Consider the following 13470-nt stretch of genomic DNA (forward strand, 5'->3'; position numbering starts at 1 on the left):
GTAATAAGCGGGTTAATTTGTCCCGCTTATCATTCATGTTATGTATAGGATAATAAGCATGAGAAAACCTATTTTATGCGCCATGATTTCTGCGCTTTTTGCCATGAGCGTTGCTCATGCGGAGCCAGTGGATAATGTAATGTCATCGTCTGATATTACTGTTGATGGCGCCATTACATCCGGCAACGGCGCATGCACGGTCTCTATGAATAAAAGCTCAATTAGCCTGTTGGCCGATAAGAGTACGATTGTTCCGCAGAGCCAGATGAAAAGCGATCGTTTCAACGGTTCCCTTTCTGTTTCTCTGACCGGGGATGAGATCTGTAATCAGCGTATTCAGGAAGGTAAAATTGCCGTTCGTTTCATGGGCCCTGCCGATGACGTGGAAGGCAGTGTTTTTGCGAATACCGCCAACGGTGAAAATGCGGCAAAAGGTGTTGGCGTGGGATTGTTTTTAAGTAATCGTGCGCGCATCACTATTAATCAGGGCGCTATTCCCGTCAGTATGAAGCCTTTAGATTTGAGCGCGCAAGTGGTGGGTCTTACCGGCCAGGATATCGTCGAAGGTAATGTTCAGGCGATGATCACGGTAGAAGTTGTTCGTCTTTAGAAATAACCATCCTGAACATAATATTTAAAATCATTTGTTCTATTTATGATTTATATCAGGCCGTAATGCGTCGGTATAGTGAATTTAGTTTCTCAAAATTATCATTTTAATAGAACATTTGCTTTGGAGTTATAATATGAAATTATCTTTATCAGGGTTGATGATACCTGCTCTGTTCATGACGGCGATGGCGCACGCAGAAATTAATTCCTCTGATGTTCCCGCGACGCTTTCTGTTACCGGTAATGCCACCGCCGACGCGGAGGCGCTTTGTAATCTCAGTACGAGCGTGAGCGCAGTCTATTTACGCGGGGATGTTTCCAGTCTGATTAATCAGGGCGACGAAGCGAACAATATGACATTCGTGCCGCTTCGTATTGAAGGAAACACGCAATGTAATGATCTGATTGAGCAAGGGCGCCTGTCTTATCGGTTCTCAGGTAACGCAGATAGCAATCAGGGTAACGCTCTGGCGAATGCGAGTACCGGGGAAAATGCGGCAACAGGTGTTGCCATCGGGCTGTTCGATAACAAAGGTAAACCCATCACTATTAATAGCACCGCTATTACCGTCTTACCGAAAACAGGCCAGGGCGTCGGTTTTCAGGTCGTCAAACTTAAAGATCAGACAGTAACAGCAGGCACGATTCATGGTGTTCTGACGATCAACGTTGAACGATTGTAAGTGAAAAAACAACTGTAACTTTAGTTTATAAGGATGGTAACAATGAAGAAAATTATATCGGTTATGACAATTGCAGCGGCATGTTTCTCTGCAGGCGCCTATGCCGAAACACCCGCACAGGACGTTTCAGCGACGGTTGCTATTTCCGGTGTGTTGGTTGGTCCTCAAAATCACGCCTGTCAGATTGTGCTGAATAAGAACGTTATTAATCTTACTGGCTCGACAAAAAGCTTAATTGAACAGGGCCAGAATGCTACCGCTCCCCAGGAAGTCACATTCAGCGTCTATAACGTCAACCTGCCTTATCAATCCCTGTGCGATAAAGACATTTATGATGGAAAAATCGCCGTCAGATTTACCGGCGTCTACGATAACGCTGATGGCACCGCGTTTGCTAATAGCGCTACAGGCGATAGCGCGGCAGCAGGCATAGGTATTGGCTTATTTAACCATGATAAAACGCCTCTTGACGCCAGTGAAGTGTATAAGCTCGGTACCGGCGCAAATACCGCGACCAAAATTATCGGCTTGCAGCTCATTAAGTTAAAAGGTGAGACCGCTACAGCAGGCACCGTAGCAGGTAACATTACATTCCAGATTGAACGTTTGTAATCGTATGCGCTTACCTTCGGGTAAGCGCTTTTTTTACATACAGCAACGGAAGCAATATGAAATCACATAATCTGATAAGTTTTATTATTCCGGGGTTGCTCTTCGCAGGAGCGGTGCAGGCCGAAACCGCTTCTCAGGATATACCAACGGCTCTTTCCATCACCGGAAAAATTTCTTCTGCCAGTGAGAGCTGCAGGGTTACGCTTTCGCAGGAGAGTCTCTATTTTACAATGAATGCCGATGAGGTCATTTATCAGGGTAATGACGCCACACAACCTCAAATAGTGACCATTACCATTAAAGATGGTGATGTTAATCACTCCACCTGCTCTCAGGCAGTTCTCGACGGCCATATTGCAGTAAAATTTGTCGGCGAAGCGGATAACGCAGACGGCACTGCTCTTGCCAATGAATATGCCTTACAAAACGACGCTGCGACTGGCGTGGGTATCGGCTTTTTTAAAGAAGACCATTCGCCTGTTGCTGTTAATAAAGATGTTTTAAAAGTGAATACTGTTGGCCCGGTGACCAACGAGGGAACCCTTAAATTTGGCGTACAACCTGTCAGGCTAACGAATCAGACCATCACAGGCGGCAGAATTTCCGCAAGCGCAACCGTCGAAATTGAACGTCTCTAAGCTTTTAAAAGAGCTAACCGCCATTTCAACATGAATGAAATGGTTAAGATCGCGTGTAAGTGGCAGGAAATAAACCCTGTCTGGCAATACGGCTTTATTTTCCTTATGTCGCAGGGAAATAATCGCCAGCAGCAGGGAGTATGTCTGATTCCGACGCCATCTTTGAGACTATTTTCACCTTAATAAATCAGCTTTAAGGGAACAACGATGAAAATCCGATCATTACATACCGTATTCGCCGCGCTGCTGATGGCAAGCACCGCACAGGCGATGGCGGATACACAGGATCAACCGGCACACTTGTCCATATCCGGCGTCATTGCGCCATCAGTCGCAGGCTGTAGCGTCTCTCTTGATAAGTCGGTTGTTTATATGCAGGAAAATATAAATCGCCTGCCCATGCAGGGTAACAATGCGGTGAATCCCACCGCCGTTATGGCTTATGTCTCCGGTATTAATCCGGCTGGTCAGGGAAGCGTGGAATGTAACGACGCGGTGAAAGAGGGACACATTGCGCTGAAGTTTACGGGTACGGCAGATAGCGCGGATGGCACCACGCTTGCGAATATGTATAACGAAAGCAATGGTGCTAAAGGCGTGGGTATCGGCATTTTCGGGCCAACAAAAGAACCTGTTGCCATCAACACGGGCTTACTGGAAAACCTGGCGCTCCTGCCCGATCTGAGAGGCGCCATTCAGTTTAACGTTGAAATGGTGAAACTCACCGATCGGCCGGTGAGCGCAGGTGTAGTCGCCTCTGCGCTCACCGTGCAAATCGAGCGCCTGTAGTATCAGTCTCCTCTCTATTTGGGAGAAGAGATTACATAAAAACGGAATGGATACCCGTTATTCCCGGCACTTTAAAATTCATTCTCCCGCTTTATGTATAAGACGCAACATCAGGATAAATGTCGCCCTGATTGATGCACCCTTTATTATTACATCAAGGAGTTATCATGAATAAAAAGCATCTGACAGGATTGTTTTTCGCTACGCTCCTGTCTTCAGGCATAGCAAATGCCGCAACAAATGATATTCCGGCAACGGTATCGATAACCGGAAAGGTGAATGCAAAGCTGGATCGTTGCCAGGTCACGCTCAATAAAGAGACGGTTTCACTTTATACCCATGTTTCAGAGTTGGTAAATCAAGGCAGTAACGCCACAGCGCCTGAAATGACGAATATTCACATCAGCAATGTCGGCGAAGGGGACTCCTGCGCTAAGGCCGCACAAGATGGTCATATTAGCGTGAGGTTTATCGGTAAAGCCGATGATGCGGATGGCACGACATTAGCCAATAGCTATCTCTCACAAAACAGCGCGAAAGGCATCGGCATGGGCATCTTCAGGGAAGATAACACACCGGTTGCTATTAATAGCGATACGTTGCTCGTCCCGGATGCTACCGGAAAAACTGTTTTCGGTATCCAGGCTGTGAAATTAACTAATCAGACCGTGTCGCCGGGTACGCTTTACGGCAGTCTCATTGTCCAGATTGAGCGCCTTTAACAGACTTTCCCCTCTCCTGCGGGAGAGGGGAAATCGACACCACCCAGGCCTTTTCAGATCCTCTTTGAACACGCCTTCCTGACTCATCAATGAGTGCTATCCGCCGGACGATATGCCTCGCTTTACCTGGTGGTCTCCAGTCTTCGCGGCGTCGCTAAGCATACCCGTATGCAATCGTTTGCTTTTGTGATGCACTCCGCTAGAATGTCCGCTTTTCCACCGTGGGATTATGTCGATGTCCGTTAACACCCTTGAGTCTGAAAATGCGCAAACGGTTGCGCCCGCGCAGAATAGCGAACTGATTTACCGTCTGGAAGACCGGCCGCCCCTGCCGCAAACGCTGTTTGCCGCCTGCCAGCATCTTCTGGCGATGTTCGTTGCGGTGATCACACCTGCGCTTTTGATCTGTCAGGCTCTGGGATTGCCCGCGCAGGACACCCAGCACATCATCAGCATGTCGCTGTTTGCCTCGGGCGTGGCATCGATTATTCAGATTAAAGCGTGGGGGCCGGTCGGCTCCGGGCTGCTTTCCATTCAGGGCACCAGCTTTAACTTCGTGGCGCCGCTTATTATGGGCGGTACGGCGCTGAAAACCGGCGGCGCGGACGTGCCGACCATGATGGCCGCGCTGTTTGGCACCCTGATGCTGGCGAGCTGCACTGAAATGGTTATCTCCCGCGTTCTGCACCTGGCGCGCCGCATTATCACACCGCTGGTTTCCGGCGTGGTGGTGATGATCATCGGTCTGTCGCTGATTCAGGTCGGGCTGACATCAATTGGCGGCGGCTATGCCGCGATGAGCGATCACACCTTCGGCGCGCCGAAAAACCTGCTGCTGGCGGGCGCGGTGCTGGCGGTGATTATTCTGCTTAACCGCCAGCGTAACCCGTACCTGCGCGTCGCCTCGCTGGTAATTGCGATGGCGGTGGGTTATCTGCTGGCCTGGGCGATGGATATGTTGCCGCACACTGCGGCGCCTGCGCAAAGCGCGCTGATCATGATCCCCACACCGCTGCATTACGGGCTCGGCATCGACTGGAACCTGCTGTTGCCGCTGATGCTGGTCTTTATGATCACGTCGCTGGAAACCATCGGCGATATCACCGCCACTTCTGACGTCTCCGAACAGCCGGTCTCCGGCCCGCTGTATATGAAACGCCTGAAAGGCGGCGTGCTGGCGAACGGTCTGAACTCGTTTGTCTCCGCCGTGTTCAACACTTTCCCGAACTCCTGCTTCGGACAAAACAACGGCGTGATCCAGCTGACCGGCGTCGCCAGCCGCTATGTCGGTTTTGTGGTGGCGCTGATGCTGATTGCGCTTGGCCTGTTCCCGGCAGTGAGCGGTTTTGTTCAGCATATTCCTGAGCCGGTGCTGGGCGGCGCGACGATTGTGATGTTTGGCACCATCGCCGCCTCCGGCGTGCGTATCGTCTCCCGCGAGCCGTTAAACCGCCGCGCGATCATGATTATCGCGCTCTCGCTGGCGGTGGGCCTCGGCGTCTCGCAGCAGCCGCTGATCCTGCAGTTCGCGCCGGACTGGGTGAAAAACCTGCTCTCCTCCGGCATCGCCGCGGGCGGCATTACCGCCATTGTGCTGAATCTGATTTTTCCGCCGGAAAAACAGACCAACGACTGATCCCCTGCCGATGGCGGCGCTGCGCCGCCATCGCTGACACCTCCGTTGACAATCCCCGCCTTGAGCAATTCGCCCGAATAGTGCATAAATCCATCATCGGAAGTTCACAGGATGGAAGACAATGAAATTTCTCGGAAAGCTCATCGTTGCGCTGATCGCCGCCGTTCTGCTGATTCTGCTCGCGCTCTATGTGCTGTTACAGACGCGCTGGGGCGCGGGCTGGCTCACCGGCTGGGTAAACCAGCACAGCGGCTATCACATTACCTTTGATGAAATGGACCACAGCTTTTCCGCGCCTTCGCATCTGGTGCTCAAAAATGTGACGTTCGGACGCAACGGTCAGCCCGCCACGCTGGTGGCGCAAAAGGTGGATATCGGTCTGAGCAGCCGCCAGGTCACCGAGCCGATGCACGTCGATACCATTCTGCTCTATAAAGGCACGCTGAATTTATCCCCTTCCACCGCGCCGCTGCCGTTTCGCGCTGACCGCCTTCAGCTAAGCGACATGGCGTTTAACAGCCCGAAAACCGGCTGGGATCTCAGCGCGCAGCGCGTTAACGGCGGCATCAGCCCGTGGCTGCCGGAAGCGGGGAAAATCCTCGGCAGCAAGGCGGATATCGCCCTGAGCGCAGGCTCGCTGACGCTGAACGGTATGCCCGCCAGCAATGTGCTGGTGCAGGGGGAGATCAACAATGACGAAGTGACCATCACCAATCTTGGCGCCGATATCGCCCGCGGCGCGCTCACCGGCAACGCGCGTCGATTAGCGAACGGCGGCTGGGTGGTGGACAATCTGCGCTTAAGCGATATCCGTCTGCAAACCGCGAAATCGGTAAGCGATCTGCTGCAACCGCTGACGACGCTGCCCTCGCTCGCGCTCGGGCGCGTTGATGTGACCGACGCGCGGCTCGAAGGGCCTGGCTGGGCGGCGACCGATCTGGATATCAGCCTGCGCAATCTGACGCTGGTGAACGGCAGCTGGCAGAGCGATGACGGCAAGGTGTCGATGAACGCCAGCGAGGTGGTATACGGCTCGCTGCATTTTCTCGACCCTATCGTGAACGCCGATCTCTCAGCGCAGGGCGTGGCGCTGCGTCAGTTCAGTTCGCGCTGGGAAGGCGGCATGGTGCGAACCTCCGGCGTCTGGCAGCGGGCAGGCAACGCGCTAACGCTCGATGAGCTGGCGCTGGCAGGGCTGGAATATACCCTGCCTGCCGACTGGAAAAAGCGCTGGCAGGAGAAGCTGCCCGCGTGGCTGCAAACCGTGACGGTGAAAAAGCTCTCCGGCAGCCGCAATCTGATTATCGATATCGATCCTGAATGGCCGTTCCAGCTCACCGCGCTGGACGCATGGGGCAATAATCTGCAGCTGGCGCGTAACGGCGAATGGGGCATCTGGGGCGGCAACGCCACGCTGAACGCCGCCGCCGCGACGTTTAACCGCGTCGACGTGCGCCGCCCGTCGCTGACGCTGAACGCGAACCCTTCCACCATCGCCATTAGCGAGCTGAGCGCGTTTGCGGGCCAGGGGATGTTGCAGGCCACCGCGACGATCTCCCAGTTGCCGCAGAGAATGACGACGGTGAGCCTGAATGGCCGCGCGGTGCCGGTCAACGTGTTGCATAACTGGGGATGGCCGCAGGTGCCGCTGGAGGGCGACGGTAATTTACAGCTCACCGCGAGCGGCAGCCTGGCGGCAGACGCGCCGCTGCGCCCGAGCGTTAACGGGCAGTTGCAGGCGACCGGCAAAAATGGGCAGCAGGTACAGCAAACCATGCAGAACGGCGTCGTGCCGGGGGCATGATGGCCGGGTAGTGACGAGACGGCAGGTGCGCTGCGCTTACCTGCCCTACGTTATCGCGTTAACGTCAGGGATCGTAGGGCGGGTAAGCGCAGCGCACCCGCCGGATCAAAAAACCCGGCCCTGATGCCTACTCCTCCTCGTTGCCGCCCTCTTCCAGCGGCCCGAAAGGTTTGGCGGGCAACACAATATAAATCCCTTCAAACACCGCGCCGGGCGTCTCGTCGCCCGAAAGCTCCACCTGCAACTGCACGCGCGCTTTGCGCCCGCGCGCGAGACGGTCGAGATCGCCGCTCAGCGACCCTAAATCGGCTACCGCGCCCGGCTTGCCGGTAATCGGTCGGCTGTAGCGAATATGCGCGTCGGCCAGAATAATCGTCCCGCCAAGATGCCGCTCGCGCAGCATCAACCAGATAAGCCCCCAGCCCGTCAGCGTCGCCAGCGAAAACAGGCTGCCCGCGAACAGCGTATGGTGCGGATTCTGGTTGCCGGTTTCCGGCATCGTGGTAATGAATTTCTGCCCGGTATATTGCAGGATGCGCACGCCCATCTTTTCGCTAAGCGGAATATGCTCATACCACGCCTGCTGCAACTGCGCGCACCAGTCGGCGCGGTGAAGAATATCATCCAGCGAGGCTATCGGTTTAATCATCAGGAAGTGGCGCAGCGGCGTGGTTTGCGGCGTGGTGATCTCGCCCTCATTCACAAAGCCCAGCTTGGCGAAAAACTCTACGGCGTCCTCGCGCGCGCTACAGACCACGCGCTTCACGCCCTCCTGGCGCGCGACCGATTCCAGCGTCATCGCCACCAGCGTGCCGAGCCCTTTCTCCTGCACCGCCGGGTCGACCGCCATAAAGCGGATCGAGCCTTCGTTATCGGCATTGATATACAGCCGCCCGATGGCGACGGGGTTGCCCTCTTCATCCACCACCATCTGATGATGGGCCATCGCATCGTAGCCGTCCCGCTCGGAGCCTTTCGGCTGATGCAGCGGTTTGCGTAACATCTCCCAGCGGAACTGGTAGTAGCGCTCAAGTTCTTCTTCTGTTTCGGGTACACGAAGGTGATACATAGCGGTACTCTCTCTTGTTGTCCACGACCACGCTGGCATCTGGTTCATATCTGCAACCAGAACGTCACGGGGCCGTCATTCGTCAGTGAGACCTGCATATCAGCGGCGAAACGTCCTGTTTCGGTGGTCATGCCCGCGGCCCGGCAGCGGCTGACAAAATAGTCGTAAAGGGCCTCAGCCTGCTCAGGCGGCGCGCCGCGCGAAAAGCTCGGGCGCAGGCCTTTTTCGGTATCCGCCGGCAGCGTAAATTGCGACACCACCAGCACGCTGCCGCCCGCCTGCTGCACGTTCAGGTTCATTTTGCCCTGATCGTCGCTAAAGATGCGGTAGCCGAGCACGCGCTCGCACAGCCGGTTCGCTTTCTGCTCGTCGTCGTCTTTTTCGACACCTAACAGCACTAAAAGTCCCGGCCCGATTTCACCCGTCACTTCGTCTCCCACGCGCACGCTGGCGTGGGTCACACGTTGAATTAATGCAATCATACTGATTCAGCTTCTTCTCTGGCGGCCTGTCGTAATTTGCGATAATCCCCGAGAGTGACAGTAATTTCAGCGCCAAGCAAGACGATACACCAGGTCCAGTAGACCCAGAGAAACAGGATAGGGATGACCGCCAGCACGCCATAAATCAGCTGATAAGAAGGGAACATCGTGATGTAAAGGGCAAAACCCTTTTTGCCCAGTTCAAAGAGCAGCGCGGCCACCAGCGACCCAATCAACGCATCACGAGCCGGCACGCGCGTCGTCGGCACCACGCTGTAGAGCAGCCAGAACGAAAGCCATGACAGCAGCAGCGGGAAAATACGCAGCACTTCGTCAATCATGGTGTTAAAGCCGCTCGCCCAGCGCAGCGACAGCAGATACGAGCTAATCACCAGGCTTGCGCCCGCCAGCAGCGGGCCAAGCGTCAGGATCATCCAGTAAACCGCAAAGGAATAAACCTTCGGGCGTTTACGGGTGCTGCGCCAGATGGTGTTTAGCGCGCTGTCGATGGCGTACATCAATAGCAGCGAGGTGACAATCAGCCCCAGCGCGCCAACCGCCGTCATCTTGCTGGAATTGGCGACGAACTGTTCGATATAACGCTGAATAATGTCGCCCGTGGCGGGCATAAAGTTGGCGAACACAAAATGACGTAGCTGAAGGCTGACGTCAGAAAACATCGGGAACGCGGCGAACAGCGCGAAAATCACCGCCACAAACGGCACGAGCGAAAGCAACGACACATACGCCAGGTTACCGGCAAGCGTCGTCATATTATCTTCATCGATCCGCGCCCAGAGCAGCTTAAGCCAGGCGAGCAGCGGCCCGGTACGACGGGCCACTTTTTGATGAACGGTTTTTAACATGCGGGATTGGAGAAATAGCTGGGTACAGTTTTACGGTCAGTCACCAGCACGCTGGTAATGCCCACCTTGCGCGCGCCGTCGATATTGGCTTCGTTATCATCGAAGAACACGGCGTCGCGGGCGCTAAAACCTTCCTGCTCCAGCACCTTCTGGTAGATTTCCGGCTCCGGCTTGCGCATCCCCATCTCCTGAGAGAGATAGATAGCGTCGGCGGCGGCCTGCACTTCCGGGTACTGTTCCGGCCAGTACGTCGTATGCAGCCGGTTAGTATTGGAGAGCACCACAACGCGATGCCCCTGCTCGCGCAACTGCTGCATGATAGTAATTACTTCCGGGCGCAGCCCGACAAACACCGCCTGCCAGCCCGCGGAGAACTGTTCAAAGCTCAGCGGCAACGCCATCTCTTCGCATAGCGCCTTCGCGAAATCCTCGTCGCTCAGCTCGCCGCGCTCGTGCTGATGAAACGGCTCGCCCATGGAGAAACTCTGCCGCAGATTCGCCAGCGGCACGCGGCTGAAATCACTCCAGACGCCCAGCACGCGGTTAAAGTCGATATCTACAATGACGTTACCTAAATCAAAGATATAGAGCATGACTCACTCTCCTTTCGGGCCATGTGAATGTTAACTGTAGCGAGAAAGGCGAACTTTGACTATGTGCTGACGCGCGGGTTTTGCATCGCCCGCGCGTGACGTGAGGAAATTAACGGTCGGTGTCGTCGCCAGACGGCGATTGCGCCTGCACCAGCTCAACCTGGTGGGCTTTTAAAATCGTGTTCAGCGATGATCCCGGCTGCCGGTCGGTAAAGAGCGCCGTGGCCTGCGAAAGATTGCCAATACTGACCGCCGCCGAGGCGTGGTATTTCGTATGATCGGCCGCCAGTAAGATGTGCCGCGAGTGGGCCATCATGGTTTTCACCACATTCGCCTCATTCACGTCAAACTCCAGCAGCTCGCCGTCGCTCTCGATAGCCCCGACGCTCGTTATCAGATAATCCGCACGAAACCCTTCCACAAACGCAGAAGCACCAGGGCCGATAATGCCGCCGTTGTGCGGGCGCAGCGTGCCGCCGGGCACCATGACCTCAAAACGGCTGTTTTTGTAGAGAATATGCGCCACGCGCAGGCTGTTGGTGATAATGCGCAGATGATTATGGTTCAGCAGCGCGCGCGCAATCTGCTCCACCGTGGTGCCTATGGTGATAAACAGCGTGGAGCCGTCCGGCACATAGTCGGCGATCGCCTGGGCTATCGCGATTTTCTCCCCGGTCATGGAGATCTCGCGCTGCTCAAACGCGGTATTCACCACGCTTGACGCCCGCCCCGCGCCGCCGTGATGCCGGGTAATCAGTCCCTGTTCGCTTAGCTTGCGAATATCGCGCCGCACCGTCTGGGTGGAGACGTCCAGCAGTTGCGCCAGCTCGTCGATATTCATATATCCCCGCTCGGCGATAAGCCCGATCAGCTGATCGTGGCGCGGATTGCCCGTCACTCCGGTAAGGCTCATGAACGATCCCCTTAAAATCATTGCTCGCCGGGCATTTTATACAAAAAGAGACAGAAAAGAGCGGGTTTGATCACAGTCGGGGATCCCGGCGCGCCCGCCTGGGCGGGTGCATTTCAGCGCGGCGACGGCGCTGGCGAAACGCACCGCCTCCTGCGGCGATTCGCCGCGAGCCAGCATTACCGCCAGCGCGCCGTGAAAAACGTCGCCCGCGCCGGTGGTATCCACTGTCTCGACCGTAAACCCGGCCTGGCGATGCAACGTGTCGTCATTCTCAAGCCACAGACAGCCCTCTTTGCCGAGCGTGACATACACATGACCGTGTGTGAGCGTTTTTGTCTTTTTGAGTGCGTCCTGCGGCGACAACCCCGGCGCCAGGCGCGCCAGCCCCGGCGCGGAGAACGCGGCGTGATCGCTTAAGGCCACCAGCGAGCGGATATCCTGCGGCGTGACGTCGCCATCCAGCAGCGTCATCACCCCGGCCCGACGCGCCAGCGTTAACGCGCGCGTCGCGCCTTCATGCCAGCGCACATCCGCCAGCACGGCGTCGTAGCGGCCAAAGTCGATGTCATCGAGCCAGCTCGCGTCATCAGGCAGATCGGGGCTGGGATAGTTAACAATCACTCTTTCGCCCGCGGCATCGACAAGAATGGCCGACTGCGACGAGCACGCGCCCGTAATCTGGCGCGCCAGCGAGGTATTAACCCCCAGCGATTCCAGCTCCGCAAAGAGTTGTTTGCCCGTCGCGTCATCGCCGACGCGGCCGATAAAATCCACCTGCGCGCCCAGTCGCGCGGCCGCCACGGCCGCCGTTGCCGCCGGGCCGCCGCCCACGTCGCGATACTGTTGCGCCACATATTTGCCGCCCTCCTGCGGCAGGGCTTCCAGCGTATAAATGCGATCCTGTACGGCGATACCCACACACGCGATGCGAACCATAGCTTCCTCTCTGTTTGCGCTCAGGACGGGCCTGCGCCCGTCACTGTTCCTGTTAACCAACATAGCGGCATTTTAATTTCCCCGGATCGTAAAAAAGTGATACCTGTCAATTTTTTGACTTTAAATTACAAATACGATCATAAACAGACAAAAATAACCCATCATGAATGACAAAACTGACATCCCGCTTTTACGCTGACAGGAGCATGTTATGGCGACGATTGGATTTATCGGACTGGGACAGATGGGCGCGCCGATGGCGGCAAACCTGCTGCGCCATGGGCACCGGTTGCAGGTGTGCGATGTAAACACCACCGCCGTGGAGACGCTGGCGTCAGAGGGCGCGATGGCGTGCGCCACGCCGCAGGCCGCCGCCCAGGACGCGGAATTCGTGATTACCATGCTGCCGAACGGCGATCTGGTGCGCGAGGTGCTGCTTGGCGATAACGGCGTCTGCCAGTCTCTCTCACGCGAGGCGCTGGTTATCGACATGTCCACCATTCACCCGCTGCAAACCGACAGGCTGATAAGCGATCTCGCCGCGCGCGGCTTTAGCATGATGGATGTGCCGGTAGGCCGTACCTCGGATCATGCGAAATCCGGCACGCTGCTGCTGCTGGCGGGCGGTACACAGGAGCAGGTGACGCGTGCCGAACCGGTGCTGATGGCGATGGGCTCAGAGCTCATCCGCGCAGGCGGGCCGGGGATGGGCATTCGCGTCAAGCTTATCAATAACTACATGAGCATCGCGCTCAACGCGCTCTCCGCCGAAGCCGCTGTGCTGTGCGAAGCGCTGGGCCTTTCATTCGACGTGGCGCTGCAAGTAATGAGCGGCACGCCTGCCGGTAAAGGCCACTTCACCACCTCCTGGCCCAACAAAGTACTCAAAGGCGATCTCTCGCCCGCCTTCATGATTGACCTTGCCCATAAAGATTTAAGCATCGCGCTGGACGTGGCGAATCAGCTGCATGTGCCGATGCCGCTTGGCGCCGCCTCGCGGGAAGTCTACAGCCAGGCGCGCGCCAGCGGGCGCGGTCGTCAGGACTGGTCCGCCATTTTAGAGCAGGTTCGCGTCAGCGCCGGGCTGACGCCGCGCCAGGCCGCGCTTTGACATT

At 56.1% G+C, this 13470-nt stretch carries 15 protein-coding genes; 9 read left to right on the forward strand and 6 right to left on the reverse strand.

The genetic code is table 11. The features are described 5' to 3' along the window. The first annotated feature begins 58 nt into the window (after window positions 1-58). From AFK65_RS22310 to AFK65_RS19520, 8 genes are all read left to right on the forward strand, one after another. On the forward strand, window positions 59-610 hold the full coding sequence (locus tag AFK65_RS22310; RefSeq protein ID WP_226993474.1) for a fimbrial protein: 552 nt from the start codon (window positions 59-61) through the stop codon (window positions 608-610). A 136-nt stretch (window positions 611-746) separates the two neighbouring features. Beyond that, window positions 747-1295 carry a fimbrial protein gene (locus tag AFK65_RS19490; protein ID WP_032805047.1) on the forward strand — a complete coding sequence of 183 codons (549 nt, stop codon included), beginning with the start codon at window positions 747-749 and terminating at the stop codon, window positions 1293-1295. Between the two features lie 42 nt (window positions 1296-1337). Continuing rightward, entirely contained in the window at window positions 1338-1907 is a 570-nt protein-coding gene (locus AFK65_RS19495) for a fimbrial protein (RefSeq protein WP_032805049.1), read from the forward strand. 56 nt (window positions 1908-1963) lie between these two features. Continuing rightward, a complete protein-coding gene (locus tag AFK65_RS19500; protein ID WP_007703390.1) occupies window positions 1964-2545 on the forward strand; it encodes a fimbrial protein in 582 nt (193 codons plus the stop codon). A 207-nt stretch (window positions 2546-2752) separates the two neighbouring features. Then, on the forward strand, window positions 2753-3334 hold the full coding sequence (locus tag AFK65_RS19505; protein ID WP_007703400.1) for a fimbrial protein: 582 nt from the start codon (window positions 2753-2755) through the stop codon (window positions 3332-3334). 167 nt (window positions 3335-3501) lie between these two features. Further along, window positions 3502-4056, forward strand: a complete 555-nt coding sequence (locus tag AFK65_RS19510) for a fimbrial protein (protein ID WP_007703403.1) — start codon at window positions 3502-3504, stop codon at window positions 4054-4056. Window positions 4057-4291: 235 nt separating this feature from the next. Next, window positions 4292-5692, forward strand: a complete 1401-nt coding sequence (locus AFK65_RS19515) for a nucleobase:cation symporter-2 family protein (RefSeq protein ID WP_038858586.1) — start codon at window positions 4292-4294, stop codon at window positions 5690-5692. 121 nt (window positions 5693-5813) lie between these two features. After that, window positions 5814-7496 carry an AsmA family protein gene (locus AFK65_RS19520; RefSeq protein WP_038858584.1) on the forward strand — a complete coding sequence of 561 codons (1683 nt, stop codon included), beginning with the start codon at window positions 5814-5816 and terminating at the stop codon, window positions 7494-7496. 127 nt (window positions 7497-7623) lie between these two features. Here the strand turns inward: AFK65_RS19520 and fabY are convergent, their stop codons facing one another. From fabY to AFK65_RS19550, 6 genes are all read right to left on the reverse strand, one after another. Next, window positions 7624-8565 carry a fatty acid biosynthesis protein FabY gene (gene fabY / locus AFK65_RS19525; RefSeq protein WP_007703451.1) on the reverse strand — a complete coding sequence of 314 codons (942 nt, stop codon included), beginning with the start codon at window positions 8563-8565 and terminating at the stop codon, window positions 7624-7626. Window positions 8566-8609: 44 nt separating this feature from the next. After that, window positions 8610-9047 (reverse strand): D-aminoacyl-tRNA deacylase, encoded by a 438-nt coding sequence (gene dtd / locus AFK65_RS19530; RefSeq protein ID WP_038858583.1) that lies wholly within the window; start codon window positions 9045-9047, stop codon window positions 8610-8612. Continuing rightward, complete coding sequence (locus tag AFK65_RS19535) at window positions 9044-9913, reverse strand: virulence factor BrkB family protein (protein ID WP_038858580.1); 870 nt, start codon at window positions 9911-9913, stop codon at window positions 9044-9046. The genes dtd and AFK65_RS19535 overlap by 4 nt, the downstream gene beginning before the upstream one ends. Continuing rightward, on the reverse strand, window positions 9907-10506 hold the full coding sequence (gene yihX / locus AFK65_RS19540; protein ID WP_007703458.1) for a glucose-1-phosphatase: 600 nt from the start codon (window positions 10504-10506) through the stop codon (window positions 9907-9909). The genes AFK65_RS19535 and yihX overlap by 7 nt, the downstream gene beginning before the upstream one ends. A 109-nt stretch (window positions 10507-10615) precedes the next feature. After that, the gene (locus tag AFK65_RS19545) at window positions 10616-11419 is read right to left on the reverse strand and encodes a DeoR/GlpR family DNA-binding transcription regulator (protein WP_038858578.1); all 804 of its coding nucleotides are present in this window, start codon (window positions 11417-11419) and stop codon (window positions 10616-10618) included. A gap of 36 nt (window positions 11420-11455) precedes the next feature. After that, a complete protein-coding gene (locus AFK65_RS19550; protein ID WP_038858575.1) occupies window positions 11456-12355 on the reverse strand; it encodes a sugar kinase in 900 nt (299 codons plus the stop codon). Window positions 12356-12566: 211 nt separating this feature from the next. Between AFK65_RS19550 and yihU the strand changes: the two genes are divergently transcribed. Further along, on the forward strand, window positions 12567-13466 hold the full coding sequence (gene yihU / locus AFK65_RS19555; protein WP_038858573.1) for a sulfolactaldehyde 3-reductase: 900 nt from the start codon (window positions 12567-12569) through the stop codon (window positions 13464-13466). Window positions 13467-13470: the final 4 nt, after the last annotated feature.

Origin of the sequence: Cronobacter universalis NCTC 9529 (genome assembly GCF_001277175.1) — a bacterium.
In the GTDB taxonomy this organism is placed as follows: domain Bacteria; phylum Pseudomonadota; class Gammaproteobacteria; order Enterobacterales; family Enterobacteriaceae; genus Cronobacter; species Cronobacter universalis.